Below are 17,828 nucleotides of genomic sequence, written 5' to 3'. Positions count from 1 at the left end.
CACAAAAAATCGCCTCAAAAGCTGTAGTTTCAACTTTTGAGGCGATAGTATCTTATATTATTAAAAGACATCCACAGAATTAGTCTTTAACATCGCTGTTTGCTTTATCAATAATGCGTTGGCGGTATTTGAAAATATTACTAACAACCGTTTTAAGTACAGCATATAATGGCACTGCAATCAGAACTAATGTAAAGCCACCTAAATCTCCTGCTGCTAAAATAACAACGATAATTGTTAAAGGATGAATACTTAAAGATTTACCCATTACATTTGGTGTAATGATATTACCTTCAAGTTGGTGTGCAATTAATGTAATGATACAAACCCATATAAATGTAGTAGGACTATCTATAATACCGAGTATTGCTGCAGGTGCAAATGATAACCATGAACCTAAGAAAGGAATTAAGTTTGCGACACCAGCAAATAGTACTAATAAAGGAATATATGGTAAGTCAATAATTGAATAACCGATATATAAGAATACACCTAAAATAACACTGACAGTTACTTGACCTTGAATGTAAGATTTTAATGTAAAGTTTAAATCAGTTAATAAATCTACGAAAAATACTTTACGTTCACCTTTGAAAAATTTAGCAACTGCTGGGATAAATTTTTCATGGTCTTTTAACATATAAATTAAGAAGAATGGAACCATAATCAATAAGAAGATGGTTGAAATTAATGATGTAATATATTGTAATGAATTAGATAAAATATTAGTAACGCCATCACCCATTGATTTAACCATATTTGTAATTCTACTTGTTACGTCTTCAGGTAATTTATCCATTTGAGCTAGTGCGAATTTAATAATTTGCTCTGCTTCTTTTTGTAAGGCAGGTGTTTGACTAATTAAATTGTTGATATTTGAAATGATGATTGGTGCAACAAACGCAACAATTAAGCCGATAATAGCAAACAAAGCTAACATGATTGTTGTTATACTAGCCCATCTTGGAAAACCGACTTTTTCAAGTAAGTTTTGAAAAGGTAGACAGATATAAAATAAAAAACCACTAATTAAAAATGGAAGAAATACAGAACCGATGATTGTAGCTATTGGAGTAAATACTTCGTGCACTTCCATAAATAGTTTGATGAGAATGAACAGCATAATCAGAGCAATGCCAGTTCGGAACCAAACCTTGTTTAACATAAACGATGTTCCTCCTATTTTTCTAAACTTAGTTATTATTTAGTATATCCTAAATAGCAGTGCTTAAAAAGGTTAATATTTTTTAAATATACTTAAATTAACCATTCACTTTCTATTTTAAGATATTTACTTTCAATAGTTTGTGAGACTTTTCAATGACTCGTATGTCTGCAAATGGATCAAACAGTGCCAATTTATATGAATAACTTATTTTAATATTAAACGTGTTAAAAAAAGAAATGATCATATTATCATTTATAAGAATATTCTGAAAAATATATTGAAGTGTCTCGTGCTTAATCGTATAATATTTTTATGTTTAAACAATAGGGGGAATCTTATGATTGAAAAATTAGTAACCTTTTTAAATGAGGTTGTTTGGAGTAAGCCATTAGTTTATGGTTTGCTAATTACTGGTGTGCTATTTACATTGCGTATGCGATTTTTTCAAGTTAGACATTTTAAAGAAATGATTCGATTAATGTTTCAAGGAGAGAAGTCTCCTAATGGTATTTCAAGTTTTCAAGCGATAGCCATGTCTTTAGCAGGCAGGGTTGGTACAGGTAATATTGTCGGTGTATCTACTGCAATATTTATAGGAGGACCTGGTGCAGTATTTTGGATGTGGATTACTGCGTTTTTAGGTGCAAGTAGTGCTTTTATTGAATCTACACTTGGTCAAATATTCAAGAGAGTTGAAAATAATGAATATCGTGGTGGACCAGCGTATTATATTGAATATGGTATTGGTGGTAAATTTGGTAAAATTTACGGAATTATCTTTGCTATTGTTACGATTATCTCAGTAGGTCTATTGCTTCCTGGTGTGCAATCTAACGCTATAGCAAGTTCTATGCACAATGCGATTCATGTTCCACAATGGTTAATGGGTGGTATTGTTGTAGTTATTTTGGGATTAATTATTTTTGGTGGTGTACGTAGTATTGCCAATGTTGCAACAGCAGTTGTACCATTTATGGCAATTATTTACATACTAATGGCTGTCATTATCATTTGTATCAATATACAAGAAGTGCCAGCATTATTTGCATTAATTTTCAAATCAGCATTTGGATTACAATCTGCTTTTGGTGGTATCGTTGGCGCAATGATAGAGATTGGTGTTAAACGTGGATTATACTCAAATGAGGCTGGTCAAGGTACAGGTCCACACGCAGCAGCGGCAGCAGAAGTATCACATCCAAGTAAACAAGGTCTAGTACAAGCATTTTCAGTTTATATTGATACATTATTTGTATGTACTGCAACTGCTCTGATTATACTTATTTCTGGTACATATAATGTGACTGATGGTACGGTTAATGCGAATGGCACACCGCATTTAATTAAAGACGGTGGGATTTATGTTGAAAATGCAACAGGTAAAGATTATTCAGGTACTGCGATGTATGCACAAGCCGGCATTGATAAAGCGTTCCATGGCAGTGGTTATCAATTTGATCCTACTTTCTCTGGCGTAGGTTCGTACTTTATTGCATTTGCTTTATTCTTCTTTGCATTTACTACAATTTTGTCGTACTACTATATTACAGAAACAAATGTTGCTTATTTAACGCGTAATCAAAATAATCAAGTTTCATCGGTATTTATTAATATTGCTCGTGTGATTATTTTGTTCGCTACATTTTACGGTGCAGTTAAAACAGCTGATGTAGCATGGGCATTCGGTGATTTAGGTGTAGGTCTAATGGCTTGGTTAAATATCATTGCGATTTGGATTTTACATAAGCCTGCCGTAAATGCTTTAAAAGATTATGAAATTCAAAAGAAACGTTTGGGCAGCGGTTATAATGCAGTTTATCAACCTGATCCGAATAAATTACCTAATGCTGTCTTTTGGTTGAAGACATATCCAGAACGTTTAAAACAAGCACGTGCCAAAAAGTAGTCAACTTTTAGTTATGGTATATATAGTAATCATTTGATAAAAAAGAAAAAGTATTGAGAATTTTAGGTGCTCAGAAATTTGAATTTTAAAATATAGTGTCTCTTGGTACAATAATAATACAATTACTAGGGGGCACTTTTTTTATGTTGGAATTTAAAGCTGGAAAGATTAATAAACATGTTTTATATAGTGATATTTTAAATAGAGATGTCACACTAAGTATTTATTTGCCTGAATCTTATAATCAACTTGTTAAATATAATGTCATTCTTTGCTTTGACGGATTAGATTTTTTACGTTTCGGGAGAATACAACGTACATATGAATCGTTAATCAAAGAAGCGCGTATTGATGATGCGATCATTGTCGGATTCCATTATGAAGACGTTGATAAGCGTAGAGAGGAATTTCATCCACAAGGAAGTCGTTCTCATTTAACTATTCAATCAGTCGGTAAAGAAATATTGCCATTTATTGACTCGACGTTTTCTACACTGAAAGTAGGTAATGCAAGGTTATTAGTAGGGGATAGTTTAGCGGGTAGTATTGCCTTATTAACGGCGTTGACCTATCCAACGATTTTTAGTCGTGTAGCAATGTTAAGTCCACATTCAGATGAAAAAGTATTAGATAAGCTAAATCAATGTGCTAATAAAGAACAATTGACAATTTGGCATGTCATTGGTCTAGATGAAAAAGATTTCACTTTACCAACAAATGGTAAGCGTGCCGATTTCTTAACACCGAATAGAGAATTAGCTGAACAAATTAAGAAATATAATATAACTTATTATTACGATGAATTTGAAGGTAGTCACCAATGGAAAGATTGGAAACCATTGCTGTCAGATATATTATTGTATTTTTTAAGTAAAAACACAGATGATCAACTTTATGAATAATTTACATTAGTAGATTTAGTATGAATTGTCTTCATATAGTCTGGTCTATAATATATTTATAAAAGATTTTACTGTTTAATTTAATTTAAATTTGTCTAATTTGCAAAAGATGTATAATGAATTATTTTTAATGTAACGGTTTTCAAAGAAATTTGATATAATAGCAATAGGTTAAACAAAGGAGGAATTCAGATGATTTTAGGGTTAGCATTAATTCCATCAAAGTCATTTCAAGAAGCGGTGGATTCTTACCGTAAAAGATATGATAAACAGTATTCACGCATTAAACCACATGTGACAATTAAAGCGCCATTTGAAATTGAAGATGGTGATTTAGATTCTGTCATTGAACAGGTTAGAGCTCGTATTAATGGTATACCAGCAGTAGAAGTTCATGCTACAAAAGCTTCTAGCTTCAAACCAACGAACAATGTGATTTACTTTAAAGTTGCAAAGACGGACGACTTAGAAGAATTGTTTAATCGCTTTAATGGAGAAGATTTCTATGGAGAAGCTGAACATGTTTTTGTGCCACACTTTACAATAGCACAAGGACTATCTAGCCAAGAATTCGAAGATATTTTTGGTCAAGTAGCATTAGCTGGGGTAGACCATAAAGAAATTATCGATGAATTAACTTTGTTACGTTTTGACGATGACGAAGATAAATGGAAAGTTATTGAAACGTTTAATTTAGCTTAAGTAACATAATAGTATTGTTAATCGTAGTATGTTTGAATTAATAAGAAAATGGTCATTTTTATTGAATGCAATAAAATGACCATTTTCTTTATTTTAAAAACCGTTTTAACCTTACTTAGCTTTTTCTCTATTTGCTATAAAGTAGCTTCCATAAAATACAGCTAAGACTAAAAAGATTAATGCCGAGAAATAAAATGTATTGTTTAAATTGTTGGTAAATTGTGTAATTAATCCGCCAAATAATGGCCCGATCATTGAGCCGAATCCTTGGATACTATTAAAAACACCCCAAGTTTCTTCTTGTTCATCTGATTTGATAAATCGTGCCATAAAGGTATTCCATGCTGGTAATAAGATGCCATACATTAGACCGATAGCTAAAGCGATAATCCACACGATGTGAATATTAACAATCATAGATAGAGTGAAAATTAATATCATGTATAAAATAAATCCGCTTAGAATGACACCATACATAAAGTTTCTGCTACGGTTATCTATCAGTTTCGATAAAAATAGCATCGAAACTGCACAGCCGATACCACCAATAATGATTGCAACAGTATATTCAATTGTGCTTACGTTAATAACCTTAGTAGCATATGTTGGTAATATAGGAACTAGGGCAGCAATTGCGGCACCTTGTAAAAGAATACCAGGGAACAACAATAAATGGCGCTTTGTCACATCAACAATTTGTCTCAATTGAGCTTTAACTGGACGAGTATTATAATTTGTTAACTTTACATCGACAAAATAATATAATATCCAAGCAATTAAAACGACTAAAGACATCATGAAGGCGAAGCGTGTTGGGTGCACTTTGATAAGTAAATTCATAAAAACCATACCTACCAATAGGCCTAACAACCATGAAAAATAAACATAGCCCATTTGCTTGCCACGCTTATCTTCTTCAACACTGGATAACATAATGACCCAAATAGGACTAACTGCAATACCGAGCATCATAGCACTAAATATGATTACAAAAGGTGATGCTGGAAACCAAATAACTAAAAATAAACTTGTAAATGCTAAAATAAATCCAGTCGTTAAAACGATTTTTGTGCCGAATTTTTTTAGTAAAAATCCTATAACAAAGTTTGTAGATGCATCAGCAATAAAATGTATTGAAAATGCTAGAGACGTTATTGCTACAGCAATGGATGTAACTGTTGGCAAGAAATTAATATAGCTTAGGATATACATGCCTCTCGCAAATTCCATTAAAAATAAGATAATAAGCATTAAAATGAAATTTTTATGATTAGCGTAATTATTTAACGAAGAATCTTGCATATAAAGGAACCTTTCCATAAATCTCTTGTGGTTGTGATGAATGACCGATTAAATCAAGTAAGTCTCTACATATTGTCTGTGTAGCATACTTAATTTTATCTTGTTCCATTGTACTAATCATGTTAGTTAATTGCTCATTACCGTTCGTTAAACCTGCTACAATTTTTATTGCTTCTTCTGGAGTATCAGCGATTTTACCAAAACCTTTTTCTTCAAAGTAAAGGGCATTTTCAAGCTCTTGACCAGGTGCAGGATTTAGGAAAATCATTGGAATACAACGGGCGAAACCTTCAGTTATTGTGATACCACCAGGTTTCGTAATCATAAGTTGACTTGATGCCATCCATTCATTCATGTGTTTGGTATAACCTAGAATCAATACATTCTCGTTAGATTTAAACTTAGCTGTTAAAGAACGCTTTAGCTCTTTGCTCTTACCACAAATCATAACTACTTGTGCATTTGCACTTTTCGCTAATATATCAGTGATCATCGTGTCAAAACCTTTAGATACACCAAATGCACCAGCTGACATTAAAATAGTTTGCTTATCTGGATCTAAGTTGTTGTCTATTAACCACTGCTTTTGATTAATAGGTGTTTCAAATTTGTTATCAATAGGAATACCTGTCACTTTAACTGTTGAAGGATCAATACCTACGTCTATGAAGTCTTGTTTCGTTTCTTTTGTTGCCACATAATATCTTGTTGAATACGGCGTAATCCAGTTTTTATGTAAGCGATAGTCTGTCATCACTGTAGCAATTGGAATATTAATGTTAAATTGCTCAGTTAGTACCGACATAACTGGTGTAGGAAACGTTAATAATATTAAATCTGGCTTTTCTTTTATCAATAAATTAATTAATTTATTAAGTCCATAGTATTTGTAGAAACATTTGTCTAGTTTATCTGGGCGGCTGTAATAAAACCCTTTGTACATATTTCTAAAATATTTAAAGCTATTGATATACCATTTTTTACAAATAGAAGTCAAAATTGGATGAGCTTCCATAAATAAATCGTGCTCAATGACGCTTAAATGGTCTAGATTCATATCATTAAGTTGATTAACGATACTCTGTGTAACTTGCATATGACCGTTACCGAAAGAGCCAGTAATAATCAATATCTTTTTATTTTGAGTAACCATTAATAGCCACCCTCCGTTAGTTTGAAAATTTTATTTAAGTGTAACTTATTTTACGGCATTATAAAAGAAATAAAGACGCAAAGTCGTTACATTTATAGCATTTTAATCAATAGATGAATTGATACAAAATAAAACGTTATTTTATAAAGCAATTTATTGTTCTACGTTTTATTTGTATATTTAAAATTATCCAGTATACAATTATAGCATATTTTTGGAAACAATTATGATATTATACCATGTTACAAGATGGTTTTAATAATTTAAGATGAGCCATAATTGTGAAACTAATTCATAATACCTTAAGTTTTATTTTTAATAGTAGAAATTAGAAAATGCTGATTAGTAGGACATATCAGTGAAATTATAAATTTATTAACATCAACAAAACGTGTATAATAAACATATTGTAGAAAAAGGAGCGGTTCAGTTTGGATGCAAGTACGTTGTTTAAGAAAGTAAAAGTAAAGCGTGTATTGGGTTCTTTAGAACAACAAATAGATGATATCACTACTGATTCACGTACAGCGAGAGAAGGTAGCATTTTTGTCGCTTCAGTTGGATATACTGTAGACAGTCATAAGTTCTGTCAAAGTGTAGCTGATCAAGGGTGTAAGTTGGTAGTGGTCAATAAAGAACAATCATTACCAGCTAACGTAACACAAGTGGTTGTGCCGGACACATTAAGAGTAGCTAGTATTCTAGCACACACATTATTTGATTATCCGAGTCATCAGTTAGTGACATTTGGTGTAACGGGTACAAATGGTAAAACTTCTATTGCAACGATGATTCATTTAATTCAAAGAAAGTTACAAAAAAATAGTGCATATTTAGGAACTAATGGTTTCCAAATTAATGAAACAAAGACAAAAGGTGCAAATACGACACCAGAAACAGTTTCATTAACTAAGAAAATTAAAGAAGCAGTTGATGCAGGCGCTGAATCCATGACATTAGAAGTATCGAGCCATGGCTTAGTATTAGGACGACTGCGAGGCGTTGAATTTGACGTTGCAATATTTTCAAATTTAACACAAGACCATTTAGATTTTCATGGCACAATGGAAGCATACGGACACGCGAAGTCTTTATTGTTTAGTCAATTAGGTGAAGATTTGTCGAAAGAAAAGTATGTCGTGTTAAATAATGACGATTCATTTTCTGAGTATTTAAGAACAGTGACGCCTTATGAAGTATTTAGTTATGGAATTGATGAGGAAGCCCAATTTATGGCTAAAAATATTCAAGAATCTTTACAAGGTGTCAGCTTTGATTTTGTAACGCCTTTTGGAACTTACCCAGTAAAATCGCCTTATGTTGGTAAGTTTAATATTTCTAATATTATGGCGGTAATGATTGCGGTGTGGAGTAAAGGTACATCTTTAGAAATGATTATTAAAGCAGTTGAAAATTTAGAACCTGTTGAAGGGCGATTAGAAGTTTTAGATCCTTCATTACCTATTGATTTAATTATCGATTATGCACATACAGCTGATGGTATGAACAAATTAATCGATGCAGTACAGCCTTTTGTAAAGCAAAAGTTGATATTTTTAGTTGGTATGGCAGGCGAACGTGATTTAACTAAAACCCCTGAAATGGGGCGAGTTGCATGTCGTGCAGATTATGTCATTTTCACACCTGATAATCCGGCAAATGATGACCCGAAAATGTTAACAGCAGAATTAGCCAAAGGTGCAACACATCAAAACTATATTGAATTTGATGATCGTGCAGAAGGGATAAAACATGCAATTGACATAGCTGAGCCTGGGGATACTGTCGTTTTAGCATCAAAAGGAAGAGAACCATATCAAATCATGCCAGGGCATATTAAGGTGCCACATCGAGATGATTTAATTGGCCTTGAAGCAGCTTACAAAAAGTTCGGTGGTGGCCCTGTTGGTCAATAAAAGACTTATTGATGAAGGTAAAACTATTGATGTTTATTTATTCGAAGCATTAAATGACCAGATAATTATTGCTATACCAGATTGGTTTTGGTCATATCAGATGGCAATGACATTAAATGAAGAAACTTGTTTTGAAGCAATACTCATGCAATTGTTTGTTTTTAAAGAAGAGGAAGAGGCAGAATCGATTGCATCACAACTAACAGATTGGATAGAAACATATAAAAAGGAGAAAGACTAATGAACTTAAAGCAAGAAGTTGAGTCTAGAAAGACTTTTGCGATTATTTCACATCCCGATGCAGGGAAAACAACGTTAACTGAAAAACTATTGTACTTCAGTGGTGCTATTCGTGAAGCGGGTACAGTTAAAGGGAAGAAGACTGGTAAATTTGCGACAAGTGACTGGATGAAAGTTGAACAAGAGCGTGGTATTTCTGTAACAAGTTCAGTAATGCAATTTGATTACGATGATTATAAAATCAATATCTTAGATACACCAGGACATGAAGACTTTTCAGAAGATACGTATAGAACATTAATGGCAGTTGACAGTGCTGTCATGGTCATAGACTGTGCAAAAGGTATTGAGCCACAAACATTGAAGTTATTTAAAGTTTGTAAAATGCGTGGAATTCCAATCTTTACATTCATTAATAAATTAGACCGAGTAGGTAAAGAACCATTTGAATTATTAGATGAAATCGAAGAGACATTAAATATTGAAACATACCCTATGAATTGGCCAATTGGTATGGGACAAAGTTTCTTTGGCATCATTGATAGAAAGTCTAAAACAATTGAACCATTTAGAGATGAAGAAAATATATTACATTTGAATGATGATTTTGAGTTGGAAGAAGATCATGCAATTACAAATGATAGTGCTTTTGAACAAGCGATTGAAGAATTAATGTTGGTTGAAGAAGCGGGTGAAGCCTTTGATAATGACGCGCTGTTGAGTGGAGACTTAACACCTGTATTTTTCGGTTCAGCTTTAGCTAACTTTGGTGTACAAAATTTCTTAAATGCATATGTTGATTTTGCGCCAATGCCAAATGCGAGACAAACAAAAGAAGAGGTTGAAGTAAGCCCGTTTGATGATTCATTTTCAGGATTTATCTTTAAAATTCAAGCCAACATGGACCCTAAACACCGTGATAGAATTGCCTTTATGCGTATCGTTAGTGGTGCATTTGAACGTGGTATGGATGTTACTTTGCAACGTACTAATAAAAAGCAAAAAATCACACGTTCAACGTCTTTTATGGCAGACGATAAAGAAACTGTGAATCATGCTGTAGCAGGCGATATCATTGGACTATACGATACTGGTAATTATCAAATTGGAGATACTTTAGTTGGTGGAAAACAAACCTACAGTTTCCAAGATTTACCACAATTTACGCCAGAAATTTTTATGAAAGTTTCTGCTAAAAACGTCATGAAACAGAAGCATTTCCATAAAGGTATTGAACAATTAGTACAAGAAGGTGCGATTCAATACTATAAAACATTACACACAAACCAAATTATTTTGGGTGCTGTTGGTCAGTTACAATTTGAAGTTTTCGAACATAGAATGAAAAACGAATATAATGTTGATGTTGTTATGGAGCCAGTAGGCCGTAAAATTGCACGTTGGATTGAAAATGAAGACCAAATTACAGATAAGATGAACACATCAAGATCGATTTTAGTGAAAGATAGATATGACGATTTAGTATTCTTATTTGAAAATGAATTTGCAACAAGATGGTTTGAAGAGAAATTCCCTGAAATTAAATTGTATAGTTTACTTTAATGGCTCAATTGTATAATCGAATTTGTTACTTTAAAAATAATTGTTTCGTTGAAGAAAAATAAATTGTATATTTTAAAAGAAAAAGGTATACTATGATGTATCAAATGAATAACCTATGGCATTCTGTCAGAGGGGAGTAACTTAAGAATCATGACCGTATAAATGATTCGACACTTTATCGTCATTACGAAGATATCTTCCGGTAAAGTGGGCAATTAAAATTGCTTAGTGAGACCTTTGCTATTTATTTAGCATAGGTCTTTTTGTTTGTACTTAACTTATTTATTTAAAGGAGTTGTACATGTTAATGGATCCAAGTTTGATCTTACCTTATTTATGGGTACTTGTCGTTTTAGTATTTTTAGAAGGCTTATTAGCAGCAGATAACGCGATTGTTATGGCTGTAATGGTTAAGCACTTACCACCCGAACAACGTAAAAAAGCTTTGTTTTACGGTTTGCTAGGTGCATTTGTATTTAGATTTTTAGCTTTATTCTTAATTAGTATTATCGCGAACTTTTGGTTTATTCAAGCTGCAGGAGCGGTTTACTTAATTTATATGTCAATCAAAAATCTGTGGCAGTTCTTTAAACACCCAGAAATTGAAAGTCCTGAAGCTGGAGATGATCATCATTATGATGAGTCTGGTGAAGAGATTAAAGCAAGTAACAAATCATTCTGGGGAACTGTGTTGAAAATAGAATTTGCAGATATCGCATTTGCCATTGATTCTATGCTTGCTGCTTTAGCTATTGCTGTAACACTTCCTAAAGTTGGTATTCACTTTGGTGGTATGGACTTAGGTCAGTTCGTAGTCATGTTCCTAGGTGGAATGATTGGTGTTATTCTAATGCGTTATGCAGCAACATGGTTCGTAGAGCTATTAAACAAATATCCAGGACTTGAAGGTGCAGCCTTCGCGATCGTTGGTTGGGTAGGTGTTAAATTAGTTGTCATGGTATTAGCTCACCCAGACATCGCTGTATTGCCTGAGCACTTCCCACATGGCGTATTATGGCAATCTATTTTCTGGACAGTACTAATTGGATTAGTAATTATCGGTTGGTTAGGTTCAGTTGTTAAAAATAAAAAATCGCATAAATAATTGATGTGAAGCGGACAATCTTAATTTAGTTTAAGGTTGTCCTTTTTCATTTAATTGAGTGATTTATGAAAAATGGATTTTGAAGAATGTGAATCAAAAGATGCGATATAGTATAAAGAAAATGTGCCTTTTATATTTAGCATTTTTTCAATAGAAATTATATAGATTTTAAAGCAAATTAGGTGTTAATGTGTCATAATGATAAGTGATTTTATTGAATGGAGTGGACATTAGTGGATATTGGTAAAAAACATGTAATTCCTAAAAGTCAGTACCGACGTAAACGTCGTGAATTCTTCCACAACGAAGACAGAGAAGAAAATTTAAATCAACATCAAGATAAACAAAATATAGATAATACAACATCAAAAAAAGCAGATAAGCAAATACATAAAGATTCAATTGATAAGCACGAACGATTTAAAAATAGTTTATCATCGCATTTAGAACAGAGAAACCGTGATGTTAATGAGAATAAAGCTGAAGAAAGTAAAAGTAATCAGGGTAGTAAGTCAACATATAATAGAGATCATTATTTAACAGACGATGTATCTAAAAAACAAAATTCATTAGATTCAGTGGACCAAGATACAGAGGAATCAAAATATTATGAGCAAAATTCTGAAGCGACTTTATCAACTAAATCAACCGATAAAGTAGAATCAACTGACATGAGAAAGCTAAGTTCAGATAAAAACAAAGTTGGTCATGAAGAGCAACATGTACTTTCCAAACCTTCAGAACATGATAAAGAGACTAGAATTGATTTTGAGTCTTCAAGAACTGATTCAGACAGCTCGATGCAGACAGAGAAAATAAAAAAAGACAGTTCAGATGGAAATAAAAGTAGTAATCTGAAATCTGAAGTAATATCAGACAAATCAAATTCAGTACCAATATTGTCGGAATCTGATGATGAAGTAAATAATCAGAAGCCATTAACTTTGCCGGAAGAACAGAAATTGAAAAGACAGCAAAGTCAAAATGAGCAAACAAAAACCTATACATATGGTGATAGCGAACAAAATGACAAGTCTAATCATGAAAATGATTTAAGTCATCATACACCATCGATAAGTGATGATAAAGATAACGTTATGAGAGAAGATCATATTGTTGACGATAATCCTGATAATGATATCAATACACCATCATTATCAAAAACAGATGACGATCGAAAACTTGATGAAAAAAATCATGTTGAAGATAAACATAAACAAAATGCAGACTCGTCTGAAACGGTGGGATATCAAAGTCAGTCAAGTGCATCTCATCGTAGCACTGAAAAAAGAAATATTGCTACTAATGACAATGATAAATTAAATGGTCAAAAACCAAATACAAAGACATCGGCAAATAATAATCAAAAAAAAGCTACATCAAAATTGAACAAAGGGCGCGCTACAAATAATAATTATAGTGACATTTTGAAAAAGTTTTGGATGATGTATTGGCCTAAATTAGTTATTCTAATGGGTATTATTATTCTAATTGTTATTTTGAATGCCATTTTTAATAATGTGAACAAAAATGATCGCATGAATGATAATAATGATACAGATGCTCAAAAATATACGACAACGATGAAAAATGCCAATAATACAGTTAAATCGGTCGTTACAGTTGAAAATGAAACATCAAAAGATTCATCATTACCTAAAGATAAAGCATCTCAAGACGAAGTAGGATCAGGTGTTGTATATAAAAAATCTGGAGATACGTTATACATTGTTACGAATGCACACGTTGTCGGTGATAAAGAAAATCAAAAAATAACTTTCTCGAATAATAAAAGTGTTGTTGGGAAAGTGCTTGGAAAAGATAAATGGTCAGATTTAGCTGTTGTTAAAGCGACTTCTTCAGACAGTTCAGTGAAAGAGATAGCTATTGGAGATTCAAATAATTTAGTGTTAGGAGAGCCAATATTAGTCGTAGGTAATCCACTTGGTGTAGACTTTAAAGGCACTGTGACAGAAGGTATTATTTCAGGTCTGAACAGAAATGTTCCTATTGATTTCGATAAAGATAATAAATATGATATGTTGATGAAAGCTTTCCAAATTGATGCATCAGTAAATCCAGGTAACTCGGGTGGTGCTGTCGTCAATAGAGAAGGAAAATTAATTGGTGTAGTTGTAGCTAAAATTAGTATGCCAAACGTTGAAAATATGTCATTTGCAATACCTGTTAATGAAGTACAAAAGATTGAAAAAGATTTAGAAACAAAAGGTAAAATTGACTATCCGGATGTAGGTGTTAAAATGAAGAATATTGCCAATCTAAATAGTTTTGAAAGACAAGCAGTTAAATTGCCAGGAAAAGTTAAGAATGGTGTTGTTGTAGATCAAGTTGACAACAATGGTTTAGCAGATCGATCTGGTCTGAAAAAAGGTGATGTAATTACTGAATTAGATGGCAAACTTTTAGAAGATGATTTACGCTTTAGGCAGATTATATTTAGTCATAAAGATGACTTGAAATCAATTACAGCGAAGATTTATAGAGATGGTAAAGAGAAAGAAATTAATATTAAACTAAAATAATGTTGAGGTGAACAACGTGTCAATTTTTAGCCAGTTTTTAAAAAGATCAAGCCCTCAACAAGGTATTGTATTGTACTATATCGTCGCAATTGTCGTTGCATTTTTATTATTAAACTTACCGTATGTTCATAAACCAGGTGTAGAAGTAAATCCAATTGACACATTGTTTGTTGCCGTATCCGGAATTAGTGTTACTGGATTGTCTCCGATAAGTATTGTCGATACCTATTCTACATTTGGACAATTAATTATCCTCGTGATATTAAATATTGGTGGAATTGGCGTCATGGCAATTGGTACGATGTTATGGGTGGTACTAGGTAAACATATTGGAATTAGAGAACGTCAGTTAATTATGTTAGATAATAACAAAAACACAATGAGTGGTACCGTCAAATTGATTATTGATATTGTAAAATCAATATTTGTAATCGAACTCGTAGGAGCCATGTTATTAGCATTTTACTTTTATCGAGATAATCCAGATTTAAAATATGCAATCATGCAAGGTGTTTTTGTTTCTATTTCTGCCACTACCAATGGTGGATTAGATATTACAGGTAAGTCATTAATTCCTTATGCACATGATTATTTTGTACAAGCGATAGTTATATTTTTAATAATTTTAGGATCAATCGGCTTCCCAGTGTTATTAGAAGTTAAAGCTTATATTCAAAATAGGGTTACTAATTTTAGATTTTCATTATTTACTAAAATTACGACATCAACATATTTATTCCTATTTATTGTTGGGGTATTAGCCATTCTATTATTTGAACATAACCATGCGTTCAAAGGATTAAGTTGGCATCAATCGTTATTCTATTCGCTGTTTCAATCAGCGACTACAAGAAGTGCGGGTCTTCAAACAATTGATGTGACAACACTAAGTGACCCTACGAATATTATCATGGGTATTTTAATGTTTATAGGTTCTTCGCCAAGTTCGGTTGGTGGCGGTATTCGTACAACAACTTTCGCTATTTTAATTTTGTTTTTAATTAACTTTAGTAATAATGCCGATAAAACATCCATTAAAGTTTACAATAGAGAAGTACACATTATGGATATTCAACGTTCATTTGCAGTATTTACAATGGCGACAATTTTAACATTTTTAGGAATGCTAATTATATCAGCTACTGAAAATGGTAAGCTTACATTTTTACAAGTATTTTTTGAAGTCATGTCTGCATTTGGAACTTGTGGACTATCGCTTGGTGTCACAAGTGATATTAGTGATATTTCCAAGGTCGTACTAATGGTACTCATGTTTATAGGACGTGTTGGCTTAATATCATTTATCATTATGATAGCAGGACGTCGAGAACCAGATAAATTCCATTATCCAAAAGAACGTATTCAAATAGGATAATATAATAGCAATCTAAGTTTAGTTAATGTAGATTTTAACTGGAACTTAGATTGCTTTTTTAGTTTGTATTTTTAACTTATTTTATAAGACGATTGGTTTTGAAAATGGTAAACTAGTAACAATGAGAGGTGTAACATGATGGAAAAAAATGAAAACATTAATGTAGAGATTTTAACTACGTCAGATATGCATAGTCATTTCTTAAATGGTGATTATGGTTCAAATATTTATAGAGCTGGTACTTATGTTAACCAAGTAAGAGCACAAAATCATCGCGTCATTTTATTAGATAGTGGCGGAAGTTTAGCTGGCTCGTTAGCGGCCTATTATTATGCTATTGTTGCACCTTATAAACGACATCCAATGATAAAGTTGATGAACAGAATGCATTATGATGCTAGCGGTGTGAGTCCAAGTGAATTCAAGTTTGGTTTATCATTTTTAACTCGTTCAATTGCATTGGCACGTTTTCCATGGTTATCAGCAAATATTGAATACAATGTTACTAAGGAGCCTTATTTTTCAACTCCATATTGTATTAAACATTTTGGTGACTTAAAAATTGCTATCGTAGGCGTCACAGCAGATGGTTTAATGGAAAATGAGTATTCTGAAATGGAGCAAGATGTATCTATTGAAAAGACATTAGTGGCATCAAAACGTTGGATTAGATATATCCATGAAGTTGAAGAGCCGGATTTTTTGATTGTAATTTATCATGGTGGATTGAATAAAATTAGTAATAGTACGAAAAATAAAAAGGCAAGTTCGAATGAAGCTGAAAAATTAATGGAAGAACTCGGTGTTATAGATTTAATGATTACAGCACATCAGCATCAAACAATAGTAGGTCAAGATCATGAAACGTATTATGTTCAGGCTGGTCAAGATGCAAAAGAGCTTGTACATCTCTCGATTAATTTTAAAAAGAGAACAACAACTTATGATGTTGAAAGCATTGATTCTAAAGTGATTGACTTAAATGAGTATGAAGAGGATCAAGAATTATTAGATTTAACATTCTATGATAGAAAGGCAGTGGCTTATTGGTCACAGGAAATCATAAGTGATAAAGGTTTGATGTTATCAGTAAATGGGTTACAAGATTTAGTCTGTCAAACACATCCATTTTCGCAATTATTACATGATGCAATTCACCTTGCATTTGATAATGATATAACATGTGTTCACGTGCCTATGAACGGAGAGAAGGGATTGAGTGGACAGATTCGAAACGAAGATTTGTATCATGCATACCCATATCCAGATAAGCCAATGGATATGACAATTAGTGGTCAAAATATCAAAGATATATTGGAGTATAGTTATTCATATTTAGATTTTGTTAATGAGCAATTAAGCTTAACAATTATTGATGAAACGTTATGTACAATGTGGCAAGGATTCAATTATGAGATTGATATGAATCAAGAACCTGGGCAACGAGTAATGTTAGATCAAATTGATTTGACTAAGAGTTATAGAGTTACAATGACTGACTATTGTTATCGTAACTACAAGAATTATTTAAAAAATGCTATTATACATGAATCATACGATGAAACAATGAGTACATTAATTGCAGAGAAGTTAAGAAATCCGAATTATCGTATTTCATGTAGTGATAATTTTGTAGTTAAAAACAGGTAAATATTGCTATGTAATAAATTAATTATAAGTTTAACAAGTATAAAAACCTTTCTTAGAAAAGATTATCTAGGAAAGGTTTTTAGAATTTTAAAATTGATATAAAAGAACAGTGAAATTCTCATTCATTATATATAAGTAAACAAAAAAGCTTAAATGGTATATACCATTTAAGCAAGTAACGGAAACGGAGGGATTCGAACCCTCGCGCCGCTTTCGCGACCTACACCCTTAGCAGGGGCGCCTCTTCAGCCAACTTGAGTACGTTTCCAATGGCTCCACAGGTAGGACTCGAACCTACGACCG

13 protein-coding genes, 1 tRNA gene and 1 riboswitch are annotated in these 17,828 nt (G+C 32.5%); of the genes, 10 read left to right on the top strand and 4 right to left on the bottom strand.

Annotated features, from left to right (window positions below):
- Positions 1-79: 79 nt before the first annotated feature.
- Positions 80-1,165, bottom strand: a complete 1,086-nt coding sequence (gene cozEa, locus HMPREF2658_RS07805) for a lipoteichoic acid biosynthesis protein CozEa (RefSeq protein ID WP_000933107.1) — start codon at positions 1,163-1,165, stop codon at positions 80-82.
- 340 nt (positions 1,166-1,505) lie between these two features.
- On the opposite strand from cozEa, the gene HMPREF2658_RS07800 reads away from it, so the two are divergent.
- The 3 genes from HMPREF2658_RS07800 (at position 1,506) to HMPREF2658_RS07790 (ending at position 4,678) form a co-directional block, all read left to right on the top strand.
- On the top strand, positions 1,506-3,074 hold the full coding sequence (locus HMPREF2658_RS07800) for an alanine/glycine:cation symporter family protein (protein WP_000570704.1): 1,569 nt from the start codon (positions 1,506-1,508) through the stop codon (positions 3,072-3,074).
- Between the two features lie 143 nt (positions 3,075-3,217).
- Positions 3,218-3,976 (top strand): esterase family protein, encoded by a 759-nt coding sequence (locus HMPREF2658_RS07795; protein WP_000889180.1) that lies wholly within the window; start codon positions 3,218-3,220, stop codon positions 3,974-3,976.
- A gap of 192 nt (positions 3,977-4,168) precedes the next feature.
- On the top strand, positions 4,169-4,678 hold the full coding sequence (locus HMPREF2658_RS07790; RefSeq protein WP_000600388.1) for a YjcG family protein: 510 nt from the start codon (positions 4,169-4,171) through the stop codon (positions 4,676-4,678).
- A gap of 111 nt (positions 4,679-4,789) precedes the next feature.
- Here HMPREF2658_RS07790 and ltaA read toward each other — a convergent pair whose 3' ends face one another.
- Together ltaA and HMPREF2658_RS07780 are read right to left on the bottom strand one after the other, a co-directional pair.
- Positions 4,790-5,980, bottom strand: coding sequence for a lipoteichoic acid biosynthesis MFS flippase LtaA (gene ltaA / locus HMPREF2658_RS07785; RefSeq protein ID WP_001154224.1), 1,191 nt, complete (start codon positions 5,978-5,980; stop codon positions 4,790-4,792).
- The gene (locus tag HMPREF2658_RS07780; RefSeq protein ID WP_000258636.1) at positions 5,958-7,133 is read right to left on the bottom strand and encodes a diglucosyl diacylglycerol synthase; all 1,176 of its coding nucleotides are present in this window, start codon (positions 7,131-7,133) and stop codon (positions 5,958-5,960) included. The genes ltaA and HMPREF2658_RS07780 overlap by 23 nt, the downstream gene beginning before the upstream one ends.
- Positions 7,134-7,564: 431 nt before the next feature.
- Here HMPREF2658_RS07780 and HMPREF2658_RS07775 point away from each other — a divergent pair, with 431 nt between their 5' ends.
- From HMPREF2658_RS07775 to HMPREF2658_RS07745, 7 genes are all read left to right on the top strand, one after another.
- Positions 7,565-9,049, top strand: a complete 1,485-nt coding sequence (locus HMPREF2658_RS07775) for a UDP-N-acetylmuramoyl-L-alanyl-D-glutamate--L-lysine ligase (RefSeq protein WP_000340128.1) — start codon at positions 7,565-7,567, stop codon at positions 9,047-9,049.
- A complete protein-coding gene (locus HMPREF2658_RS07770) occupies positions 9,039-9,290 on the top strand; it encodes a YueH family protein (RefSeq protein WP_000247590.1) in 252 nt (83 codons plus the stop codon). The genes HMPREF2658_RS07775 and HMPREF2658_RS07770 overlap by 11 nt, the downstream gene beginning before the upstream one ends.
- Entirely contained in the window at positions 9,290-10,852 is a 1,563-nt protein-coding gene (locus HMPREF2658_RS07765) for a peptide chain release factor 3 (RefSeq protein ID WP_001049954.1), read from the top strand. Before HMPREF2658_RS07770 ends, HMPREF2658_RS07765 begins: the two co-directional genes overlap by 1 nt.
- Before the next feature lie 119 nt (positions 10,853-10,971).
- Positions 10,972-11,078, top strand: a riboswitch (yybP-ykoY riboswitch).
- Between the two features lie 75 nt (positions 11,079-11,153).
- Entirely contained in the window at positions 11,154-11,957 is an 804-nt protein-coding gene (locus tag HMPREF2658_RS07760) for a TerC family protein (protein ID WP_000928413.1), read from the top strand.
- A gap of 218 nt (positions 11,958-12,175) precedes the next feature.
- Positions 12,176-14,500 carry a S1C family serine protease gene (locus HMPREF2658_RS07755; RefSeq protein ID WP_083320054.1) on the top strand — a complete coding sequence of 775 codons (2,325 nt, stop codon included), beginning with the start codon at positions 12,176-12,178 and terminating at the stop codon, positions 14,498-14,500.
- Between the two features lie 16 nt (positions 14,501-14,516).
- Positions 14,517-15,875: a TrkH family potassium uptake protein gene (locus tag HMPREF2658_RS07750; protein ID WP_000021872.1), complete on the top strand. Its 1,359-nt coding sequence runs from the start codon at positions 14,517-14,519 to the stop codon at positions 15,873-15,875.
- A 138-nt stretch (positions 15,876-16,013) separates the two neighbouring features.
- Positions 16,014-17,525 (top strand): bifunctional metallophosphatase/5'-nucleotidase, encoded by a 1,512-nt coding sequence (locus HMPREF2658_RS07745; RefSeq protein ID WP_000414181.1) that lies wholly within the window; start codon positions 16,014-16,016, stop codon positions 17,523-17,525.
- A 179-nt stretch (positions 17,526-17,704) separates the two neighbouring features.
- Here the strand turns inward: HMPREF2658_RS07745 and HMPREF2658_RS07740 are convergent.
- Positions 17,705-17,793, bottom strand: a tRNA-Ser gene (locus HMPREF2658_RS07740).
- Positions 17,794-17,828: the final 35 nt, after the last annotated feature.

Origin of the sequence: Staphylococcus sp. HMSC062H10 (assembly GCF_001836945.1) — a bacterium.
GTDB classification, from domain to species: Bacteria; Bacillota; Bacilli; order Staphylococcales; family Staphylococcaceae; genus Staphylococcus; species Staphylococcus aureus.
This window is presented reverse-complemented; position numbering and strand designations above follow the sequence as displayed.

Coding starts and splice junctions, on each gene's coding strand:
- cozEa (WP_000933107.1), bottom strand. CDS start 1,165: ATGTTAAACAAGGTTTGGTTCCGAACTGGCATTGCTCTGATTATGCTG.
- HMPREF2658_RS07800 (WP_000570704.1), top strand. CDS start 1,506: ATGATTGAAAAATTAGTAACCTTTTTAAATGAGGTTGTTTGGAGTAAG.
- HMPREF2658_RS07795 (WP_000889180.1), top strand. CDS start 3,218: ATGTTGGAATTTAAAGCTGGAAAGATTAATAAACATGTTTTATATAGT.
- HMPREF2658_RS07790 (WP_000600388.1), top strand. CDS start 4,169: ATGATTTTAGGGTTAGCATTAATTCCATCAAAGTCATTTCAAGAAGCG.
- ltaA (WP_001154224.1), bottom strand. CDS start 5,980: ATGCAAGATTCTTCGTTAAATAATTACGCTAATCATAAAAATTTCATT.
- HMPREF2658_RS07780 (WP_000258636.1), bottom strand. CDS start 7,133: ATGGTTACTCAAAATAAAAAGATATTGATTATTACTGGCTCTTTCGGT.
- HMPREF2658_RS07765 (WP_001049954.1), top strand. CDS start 9,290: ATGAACTTAAAGCAAGAAGTTGAGTCTAGAAAGACTTTTGCGATTATT.
- HMPREF2658_RS07760 (WP_000928413.1), top strand. CDS start 11,154: ATGTTAATGGATCCAAGTTTGATCTTACCTTATTTATGGGTACTTGTC.
- HMPREF2658_RS07755 (WP_083320054.1), top strand. CDS start 12,176: ATGGAGTGGACATTAGTGGATATTGGTAAAAAACATGTAATTCCTAAA.
- HMPREF2658_RS07745 (WP_000414181.1), top strand. CDS start 16,014: ATGGAAAAAAATGAAAACATTAATGTAGAGATTTTAACTACGTCAGAT.